9 protein-coding genes are annotated in these 9,014 nt (G+C 63.5%); 3 read left to right on the top strand and 6 right to left on the bottom strand.

What is annotated here, in order from left to right; genetic code table 11:
- Positions 1-79: 79 nt before the first annotated feature.
- A complete protein-coding gene (locus J7I85_RS04785) occupies positions 80-811 on the bottom strand; it encodes a GntR family transcriptional regulator (protein ID WP_214847298.1) in 732 nt (243 codons plus the stop codon).
- A 156-nt stretch (positions 812-967) separates the two neighbouring features.
- A complete protein-coding gene (locus tag J7I85_RS04780; RefSeq protein WP_214847295.1) occupies positions 968-2,041 on the bottom strand; it encodes an alkene reductase in 1,074 nt (357 codons plus the stop codon).
- Between the two features lie 315 nt (positions 2,042-2,356).
- Here J7I85_RS04780 and J7I85_RS04775 point away from each other — a divergent pair, with 315 nt between their 5' ends.
- Positions 2,357-3,352, top strand: a complete 996-nt coding sequence (locus J7I85_RS04775) for a patatin-like phospholipase family protein (protein WP_214847293.1) — start codon at positions 2,357-2,359, stop codon at positions 3,350-3,352.
- Positions 3,353-3,485: 133 nt separating this feature from the next.
- Here J7I85_RS04775 and J7I85_RS24875 read toward each other — a convergent pair whose 3' ends face one another.
- The 3 genes from J7I85_RS24875 to J7I85_RS04765 all read right to left on the bottom strand — a co-directional run bounded on the left by J7I85_RS24875 (position 3,486) and on the right by J7I85_RS04765 (position 7,078).
- Positions 3,486-4,394 carry a hypothetical protein gene (locus J7I85_RS24875; RefSeq protein ID WP_308159393.1) on the bottom strand — a complete coding sequence of 303 codons (909 nt, stop codon included), beginning with the start codon at positions 4,392-4,394 and terminating at the stop codon, positions 3,486-3,488.
- A gap of 35 nt (positions 4,395-4,429) precedes the next feature.
- Entirely contained in the window at positions 4,430-5,104 is a 675-nt protein-coding gene (locus tag J7I85_RS25885) for a DUF6318 family protein (RefSeq protein ID WP_374102435.1), read from the bottom strand.
- Between the two features lie 213 nt (positions 5,105-5,317).
- A complete protein-coding gene (locus tag J7I85_RS04765) occupies positions 5,318-7,078 on the bottom strand; it encodes a cytosine permease (protein WP_214847292.1) in 1,761 nt (586 codons plus the stop codon).
- A 203-nt stretch (positions 7,079-7,281) separates the two neighbouring features.
- Here J7I85_RS04765 and J7I85_RS04760 point away from each other — a divergent pair, with 203 nt between their 5' ends.
- Both J7I85_RS04760 and J7I85_RS04755 read left to right on the top strand, forming a co-directional pair.
- Positions 7,282-7,716: a pyridoxamine 5'-phosphate oxidase family protein gene (locus J7I85_RS04760; RefSeq protein ID WP_214847290.1), complete on the top strand. Its 435-nt coding sequence runs from the start codon at positions 7,282-7,284 to the stop codon at positions 7,714-7,716.
- Between the two features lie 26 nt (positions 7,717-7,742).
- Positions 7,743-8,168 (top strand): very short patch repair endonuclease, encoded by a 426-nt coding sequence (locus tag J7I85_RS04755; protein ID WP_214847287.1) that lies wholly within the window; start codon positions 7,743-7,745, stop codon positions 8,166-8,168.
- A 22-nt stretch (positions 8,169-8,190) separates the two neighbouring features.
- Here J7I85_RS04755 and J7I85_RS04750 read toward each other — a convergent pair whose 3' ends face one another.
- Positions 8,191-8,946, bottom strand: coding sequence for a response regulator transcription factor (locus tag J7I85_RS04750; protein ID WP_214847285.1), 756 nt, complete (start codon positions 8,944-8,946; stop codon positions 8,191-8,193).
- Between the last annotated feature and the right edge of the window lie 68 nt (positions 8,947-9,014).

The following is a 9,014-nucleotide window of genomic DNA, read 5'->3' as shown; positions in this document are numbered from 1 at the left end:
GAACGCCCTCTGCTGCTACCTACTTTGGGGTGCGCGGGCCTGAAGCGCGGGTTGCTGCCGCTCAGCACGGCGGCCGCTGCTACTCCTCCGGGGCGTCCGCCATGGCGCGTTCGCGGACCTTCTGAATGTGGACCGCCATGGCGGCTTCGGCCTTCTCAGGATCGCCGCTGGACAGTGCGTCCAGGACGGACTGATGCTCGGCGATGGCGTACTCAGCGTCTGTGATGCCTACGCCGCCGAAAAGCCGGAAGCGCTGAACCTGTCCGCCTAGCGCAGCGTACGCACCTAGGAGGAACTGGTTGTCAGTCTGCTGGGCAATCAGCTGGTGGAAGCGCTCGTCGGCCTCGAGGTAGTCCTTGTACTCGGCAAAGGACGGGCCGCGCGGCGCGGACTTCAGGTCGGCGACTGTCTGTTCAAGCTCGCCGAGGCGGTGCGGGTTCAGGCGCGTGCAGGCAAGGCGGGCGTTGACCGGCTCGATCGCGAGGCGGGCCTCCATGAGATCCGCGAAGTCCTCGCGGGTGAACACCGGCGCCACACGGTAACCCTTGAGCGCCACCCTCCGGACCATGCCGGTGTGTTCCAGGCGAGCCAGTGCCTCGCGGACAGGGGTCGGGGAAACGTCCAGTTCGCGGGCAGTTCCGTCAATGCTGACGGCGGCACCGGGTTCCAGCCTGCCGTCCATGAGCGAGGCCAGCAACTCCTCGTAGACGTGGTCGGCCAGGACCTGGCGGCTGACGGTCCTGCCTCCCTTGAGCCCGGTCTGATCCTCGGGCCGGTTCCCGGCGCGGGTGCCGTTGGACGCTTTTTGCATGATCAGATCCTATAGGGACGCCTCAGGGAACGCCGCGAGGTAGTCCCGCGAATGACACACCCGGCTGCGTCTCACCCAGCCAAACCACTGGAACCGCCCGGCGAACGGGCGGTTCCAGTGGTTACTTACGAGGCTCGGGACGGAGCAGTGCCAGGGCTAGGCCGGCTGGTACACCGGGTAGTCGGTGTAGCCCTTGGCGCCCTCGCCGTAGAACGTGGACTGGTCCGGCTCGTTCAGCGGCAGGCCCTCGCGCCAGCGGCGGGCGAGGTCCGGGTTGGCGATGGCGGGCCGGCCCACCACGACGGCGTCCGCGTGGCCGTCGGCCACGAGCGACAGTGCTTCCTCGCGAGTGGTGATGACGCCGAAGCCGGTGTTGACCAGGAACGTGCCGTTGAAGCGTGACCGCAGGTCCTGGACCAGGTCGCCGGTCGGCTCGGCGTGCAGGATGCTCAGGTAGGCCAGGTCCAGCGGGGCGATGGAGTTGACCAGCACTTCGTAGGTTGCCCGGACGTCGGCGGCATCGGTCTCTTCGATGCCCTGGACGTTGTGTTCGGGCGAGATCCGGATGCCGACGCGGTTGGCACCCAGCGCCTCCACGACGGCGTTCACCGTCTCGATTACGAAGCGGGCGCGGTTTTCGGGCGAGCCGCCGTAGCTGTCGGTGCGGACGTTGGTGTTCGGCGCCAGGAACTCATGGAGAAGGTAACCGTTGGCGGAGTGCAGCTCAACGCCGTCGAACCCGGCCTCAATGGCGTTGCGCGACGCCGTGACGATTTCCTCGCGGACGACGGGCAGCTCGTCAGTGGAAAGCTCGTGCGGGACCGGGTGCGGCTGCTTGCCGTTGTAGGTCCGCGTCTCACCTTCGACGGCGATCGCACTGGGGGCCACGACGCGGTGGCCGCCGTTGATGTCCTCGTGCGAGACGCGTCCGCCGTGCATGATCTGGGCAAAAATCCGGCCACCCTCGGCGTGGACTGCGTCGGTGACTTTCTTCCAGCCGGCTATCTGCTCGGGGGTCGCCAGCCCGGGCTGACCCGGGTAGGAGCGGCCGGCCGGGCTGGGGTAGATTCCCTCGCTGACGATCAGGCCGAGCGACGCACGCTGGCGGTAGTGCTCCGCCACGAGCGGCCCGGGGACGCCCTCCTGGCCGGTACGGACACGGGTCAGCGGTGCCATGACGAGGCGGTTGGGAAGTTCGAGCTCGCCGAGAGTCAGCGGGGAAAACAGCATGCGGAGTTCCTTTCAGAATGCATTAGGTTCACCAGCTGTAACTGCCTAGCGTGTGCAACAATTCCGGGTGTGGCGGAGTTCACCAGCCCAAGCAGCGAGCCATGGTGCATTCGACAGCGATGCGGCAGCCGGCTTAATGCCATTGCGCACCGCGACACTGGTGTGCGATCATTCCCGTGATCGTGAACTATCGGCAGGAGGTGAGACCCATGAACGCAGTATCCGCACCGGGTGCTCCCCTGCAGTCCACGATCGCGCGACTGAGCTAGTCGCCACCGGGAGCGCCTAACAGGCAATTCGCGAAAGGCGACTCCCATGAACACAACACCTTCTTCAATTCTTCACTCCACCTCGACGACGGCCTCCGACCGGCCGAAGTCCTACCAGGATCAGCCGCAAGTCGACGCCACAAAGCGGGTGCGGGCCGCGGGCCAGCGGGCTTTAGTCCTTGGTGGCGGCGGATCGACAGGCAACGCGTGGTTGATTGGCGTCATCGCCGGCCTGTTCGAGGCCGGGCTCGATGTGACCGACGCTGATCTGGTCATCGGGACGTCGGCCGGATCGACGGCCGCCGCCCAGATAGCTGGCGCACCCCCGGGCGAGCTGCTTGCCGCGATCCTTGCCGCGGTACCCCAGCAACGGACCGGTCCGGTCGGATCCGACGGTGGACGCGTTCCGATCAGGGCCGCGGCGGACCATATGGAGAGAACGGGCGCAATCATCGCCGCCGCTGAGGATGCGGCCGACATGCGCCGCAGAATGGGCGCGGCGGCACTGGAAATGGATGCGGCGTCAGACGGTTCCGGGCAAACGCGGTGGCGCGCTACCGTCGCCGCCCGGCTTCCCAGTCAGCTTTGGCCGCAACGGCGGACGCTCGTCACGGCCGTCGATGCCTCTACCGGTGAACCGGTCGTGTTCGACCGCCATAGCGGCGTCGACTTGGTGGACGCCGTCGCCGCAAGCTGTGCCAGTGGCTTCGCCTACAGGATCGGCGACCGCCGATACATCGACGGCGGCTACCGATCCAACGCCGAGAATGCCGATCTGGCAGCCGGATACGCGCGGGTGCTGGTGCTCTCGCCCTTCGGCGGCAGAACACGGACGCCGGTGGACTGGGGCATGCATCTCGCAACACAGATCGACGAGCTACGCGCACGCGGCAGCAGAGTCGAAACGATCTTCCCGGATAGCAACTCTGAGCACATGTTCGGCGCCAATGCGATGGATCTGTCGCTGCGGCCGCCCGCTGCTCGAGCCGGTTACAACCAAGGCAGAGCCCTTGCCGAAGAGCTCACCGAGTTCTGGCGCTGACGCATACGAAATCAGTCGATTCGGCGGGCGTGACGCCCGTCGACGTTGCTGGTCACGGTCTCGCCCGAGTCATACGGGTCGCCAGAATGTCACTTTGAGTGGGCGACGCGAAATCAGTTATGTCACCGGCCTTTCATCCAGCCGAACCCGGGCAGCCCTCACCCCGCGGATTGGTCAGACAGTCGTCCGCATAATTGCGCGTTACCGAGCGCCAAACGCTCACTGTCTGGGCCGGAGAGCTGAACTGGCCCTGATTCGGGATGGGAAGATCCGGCCTGCCATTTACGGAGTAGGTTCCCTGGAAGTAGGTGGCGAGGACGACGCTAAAGTCGCCGGTGGCTGCGTAGGCGTGGCTGGTCCGGGTCTTCTCACCCCAGCGGTCCTGTGGGAGCGGGCCGCCCATCGTGGTCGTGGGGCCAAGCGATGTCCCGTCACCGTAGTCCCAGCGGTATTGGACAGGTTTGGCGATGATGTGAATTTTTTGGGCCAGGATGGTGATGTCGAATAACTGCTCTGTGGCTTTGGCGTAGAAGTTGGTCTCGGCGCCACGGAGAGTATGCGGGCTGGGCTGCGCGGTCAACGTTCCCGGGATGACGGGCAGCCTATCGAATTCCTTCTGAATGCGAGCCGCGATTCTGGGTAGAAGGTCTTCGGCGTTCCTGTCGTAGAGACACGTGGGGCCGCCGCCATTTCCTTTCCAGTCCGTCCAAGTAGGATTCTCTACCGACCTAGGTGCGACCTTCCAGATCACCGGAACGCCTGGCTTCCCATCGGCTCTCGGTGGACACACGCGCTGCTTTGCCAAGCAATCAATAGCTAAGTTGCCGTCGTCCACTTGGCACTGAGGAAAAGCGTTGTATTGGTTCGGGTCGTTATTGATGTGGCCCGGCGGGGCAGGAAGAAATTCATCCGCCGCTGCATCTCGGACCCAACCGTCGGCAATGATGTGCGCTTCACCGTAGGTGGCCGAACCGCCGTAGTCGTCGTCAATTGCTTGAGCTTGCTGCTGCAGGCTAAACGACAGCAGTACGGCAAGAGTCACTGAAGCAGTCGTTCTCCGGCCCATTTCTTCGCCGCCTAGCGAATCGGATGAAGATCGGAAACAGCCCAGTGTCCGCCTGAGTATGTCGCAATAACTACCGAAGCTGTATTTGATCCAGCGGCAGGACTCCTGCCTACGCTCTTATCCGCTTTGTAGTATTGCGTTTCCTCCTGAATGACTTGCACCACAACCTGCTGACTCGCCGCTCCGGACTTAAAGTTCGGCTCTACGGACGGAGTCGAAAGCCGACCACCGACCTGCCAGCGTCCCTCTTTGTACCCGACCGCAACGCTCCTTTTGAGAACGTTGCAGAACTCGCAGGAACCTGAGGTTAGCCCCTCCCAAGACGATAAGTCGCCCGTCTCGAAGCCGTAATTCAACAAGGCAAACCAGTACTTGGCAAACGCCTCCAGTCCCTCTTTCGTATTCTTGTCCGCCAAGGCTGGTTTGACCGGCACGGGGACGTTCTGCGCTCTTCCCTTGGCGTCGGCAGGCTTGTACACCGGCGTCGGCTTGGGCGTGGGAGTGGCACTAGGCGTGGCAGATGCCGAACCGGAAGCGGACTGGGCTGGCGACACCACGGCCGTGGCGGTAGGACCAGCCTGGGGGCCCGCACCCCCGCTACAGCCGCTGAGCGCAATGACGGACACAGCGACGGCGGAGATTAATGGCAGACGGAGGCGTTCAGAAATGCAGGTACGAGAAGTCATGCGCTAATCCCCCCGGATAGGTTTCAAGACGTCTGTGTCCGAACAATGGTTAAAGGGTAACTGAGGTCACACTTTTCGGCTCAAAGTTATCCACAGCCCCATAAGCGCCGCGTGAAACACCCAGGGCGCAACTCAAAGCGGGTCCGGTGAGATTCTCACCGGACCCGCTTCTGTCCCAATAATGGCGCCACCATCATGGTGCCCTACATGGCCCTACCCCCGCGGCTGCGCCGGCAGGATCAACTCCCCCGTCTTATCCGTGGACAAGGCGAGCGATGAAACATACTGGGGTTCGCCGTCGGGCCCGTCCTGGGCAGAGCGCACCATGTCAGGACGTTCGAACTCAATCCCGGTAACGTGGCAGAGCAGTTTGGCGTCGCTGGGGTTCCCGTCGGCGTCGAACATTGGCAGGTCAATACCGTCATCCGAACGGCGCAGGTAGTACTTGCCCTTGGTCAGGACCGCCAGAACCGGCGGCAGGACCAGCGCCAGCCCCACCGCGAAAATCGGCGAGTACGGCTGGATGCCGGAACCAAAGGCGCCGAAGAACACTGCGATGGACACCCCCGCAGAAACCAGCATGGACACAAATCCCACCGGGTTCACGGCATGCAGCATGCCGCGCCGGAATTCGGGGGTCTTCGGTGAGATCTTCAGGACGTACTTGTTGATGGCGATGTCCGCGGCCACCGTCACCACCCAGGCCATGGCGCAGTTGGCATAGAAGCCCAGGATCGTATTGAGGAAGTCGAACATGTTGGCTTCCATCAGGACCAGCGCAATCAGCAGGTTAACCGCCACGAACACCATGCGTCCGGGGTAGGTCTTGGTCACGCGGGTGAAGCTGTTGGTCCACGCCAGCGAGCCGGAGTAGGCGTTGGTGACGTTGATCTTGATCTGGGAAATGACCACCAGCACCACGGCGAGGCTCATCGCGAGCCACGCCGGCATCATCTCCTCGTAGACGCCGAGGAACTGGTGCACCGGCTCATTCGCTGTGGCCGAGGCCGCCGGATCCAGCTTGGCGATCAGGTAAACGGCAATGAACATGCCCACGATCTGCTTGACCGCACCGAAGAGAACCCAGCCAGGCCCGGCGAGGATCACGGCACGCCACCACGCACCCTTGTTCTCGGCGGTCTTGGGCGGCATGAACCGCAGGTAGTCGATCTGCTCCGCGATCTGCGCCATCAGCGACAGGCAGACGCCGGCCGCAAGCATGACCGATGCCAGGTTGGTGCCCGCAGCACCGGAACTTCCGGTGTAAGCGAAGAAGTCATCGATACTGCCGGGGTGGGACACCAGCAGGTAGCCAACCGGAACCACCATGAGGAGCAGCCACAGCGGGGTGGTCCACACTTGCAGTTTGGCCAAAGTGTTCATCCCGTAAATGACGAGCGGAATGATGATGATCGTCGACGCGGCGTAGCCCAGCCATTGCGGAATTCCGAGCCCCAGTTCGAGGCCCTGCGCCATGATCGATCCTTCCAGCGCGAAGAAGATAAACGTGAAGGTCGCAAAAATCACGTTCGTCACCACGGAACCGTAATAGCCGAAGCCGGAACCGCGGGTAATCAGATCCAGATCAATGTTGTAGCGGGCCGCGTAATAGGCGAGCGGAAATCCCGTGGCAAAGATAATTATGGCGGCCACGACAATCCCGAGAATCGCATTCACCGTGCCGTAGGCAATCCCGATATTCGCCCCAATCGAGAAATCAGCCAGGTAGGCAATTCCTCCCAGCGCACTCGTCGCCACCACGCCGGCGCTCCACTTGCGGTAGGAACGCGGCGCGAACCGGAGCGTGTAATCCTCCAGGCTCTCCTTCGTGGCGGTCATGGCGTCCGTGTTGCCGGCCGCTATTTTGCCGGCCGCGCGGGGCCGCTTGGTCTCCAGCCCGACGCCGGCACGTCCGACGGCGGAACCGCCGCCCGGGTTCTCCAACAGTTCGCTGTCCTTCAGGTCATTCGTCATGAGGCATCCGCTTTCGTCACCGGTTTGTCTTCGCCGACGCTAGTCACGCCGTGCGACAGCACGGTTCCGGCCGTATTACAGCGATGTAAAGAACCAACAAGACCGTCAAGCCACAGCTCGCCCCGTAGCGCACCACGGCGGTTACTGGGAAAATCCGTCCATACCACTATCGTTTTTCTACAAGCTGTAGAAGAATGGAGCGCATGATGTTCAACCACACCGACGGCGATCCCATCCTGGTCCTCGACGAAGAGCAGTGCTGGCAGCTTCTGGAGGGCACCAAGCACGGCCGCCTGGTGGTCACTGTGGCGGGTGAGCCCGATATCTTCCCTGTCAACTACGTGACCAGCCGGAGGAAGCTGTTCTTCCGTACCGCGCCGGGCAACAAGCTCGCCCAGGTAACCATCAACAACAAGGTCCTGTTCGAGACGGACGGCATCATGTCGGACCAGGCGTGGTCCGTGGTGCTCCGCGGCACGGCCCGTGTCCTGAGCAAGTCAGCTGAGATTGCCGAGGCCGAAGAGTTGGGGCTCGCATCCTGGGTACCCACGTTGAAGGACTTCTACGTCGAGATCGATCCCGGCTCCGTGAGCGGCCGGCACTTCAAGTTTGGCGAGCAACCGGAGCGCGATTTCTAGCAGGGCTGCCGGCCTAGACTGGAAATATGGCGGACCGGCTGACACCTGAGCAGCGCAGCTGGAACATGTCCCGGATCCGGGGCAAGAACACGAAGCCCGAACTACTGGTGCGCAGCCTCCTGCACGCCAAGGGCTACCGGTACCGCCTGCACGGCGCCTCGCGCGGCATCAAGCTGCCCGGCAACCCCGATCTCGTTTTCGCCGGCCGGCGCAAGGTCATCTTCGTCAACGGCTGCTTCTGGCACTTCCACGACTGCAAAGTGGGCCAGCACGCCCCCAAGGCCAACGCCGAATTTTGGGAAACGAAACGCACCCGCACGCGGGACCGTGACGCCAGCCAGCGCCGTCAGCTCGAAAACGACGGTTGGGAGGTGCTCACCGTCTGGGAGTGCGAACTCAGGGACCTGTCCGCCGTCGAGAAACAGCTGGAGCTGTTCCTCGCGGCCGGTTGACCCAACTTAAGCGAGGCTCAGCTCAGTGCTCAGCCGGAGCCAGCCGGTAGCCCACGCCGCGGACGGTCTGCAGCCAGCGCGGATTTTGTGCGGAGTCGCCGAGTTTCTTGCGCAGGTTGCCCATGTGAACCTCAACGGACCGCTCGTCTGCCTCGCTGATGTAGCTTCCGACGTCGTACGGTTCGTCCCGCAGGCGGCGCACCAGATCCGCTTTGGTACGGACCATGCGGCCCGCCTCGAGCAGGGCATGCAGCAGGTCGAACTCAGTGCGGGTCAGACTCAGCTCCTGGCCGTCGACGGCGACGGTCCTGGATTCGTAGCTCAGGTCCAGGCCGTTGTGCGTGTACTTCCGCCCCTCGTTCGCGGCGGCGGAAGGTGAGCCGGCCTCTTCGGCGAGATCCGGCGTCGAACGCGGACGCCGCATCATGGCCGCAACGCGGGCACGCAGCTCGCGCGGACGGAACGGCTTGGTGAGGTAGTCGTCCGCGCCCGACTCAAGGCCGATCAGGGTGTCCAGCTCCTCTGCGCGGGCTGTGAGCATGACGATGTAGGCGTCGGAGAATTGGCGGATCTGCCGGGCGACTTCAAAACCGTCGATGTCCGGCAGTCCGAGGTCGAGCGTGATGACCGCCGGGTCCAGTTCCCTGGCGGCAAGTACGCCCTCGGCTCCGCTGCTTGCCGCGCGCACCTCAAAACCGGCCTGCGTCAGAACAACGCGTACCAGTTCGCGAATGTCATGGTCATCCTCGATGACCAGTCCCACGCGTGTATCACCCATCGCAGCCCCCTCAGCCCGCTACATCCCGTCTGCAGTATAGCTCCCGGCGGATATCCTGCTCCTATGCG

This window comes from Arthrobacter sp. ISL-65, from assembly GCF_018613795.1.
Classification (GTDB): domain Bacteria; phylum Actinomycetota; class Actinomycetes; order Actinomycetales; family Micrococcaceae; genus Arthrobacter.
The sequence above is the reverse complement of the archived record's forward strand: the minus strand, read 5'-3'. Positions and strand labels throughout refer to the sequence as shown.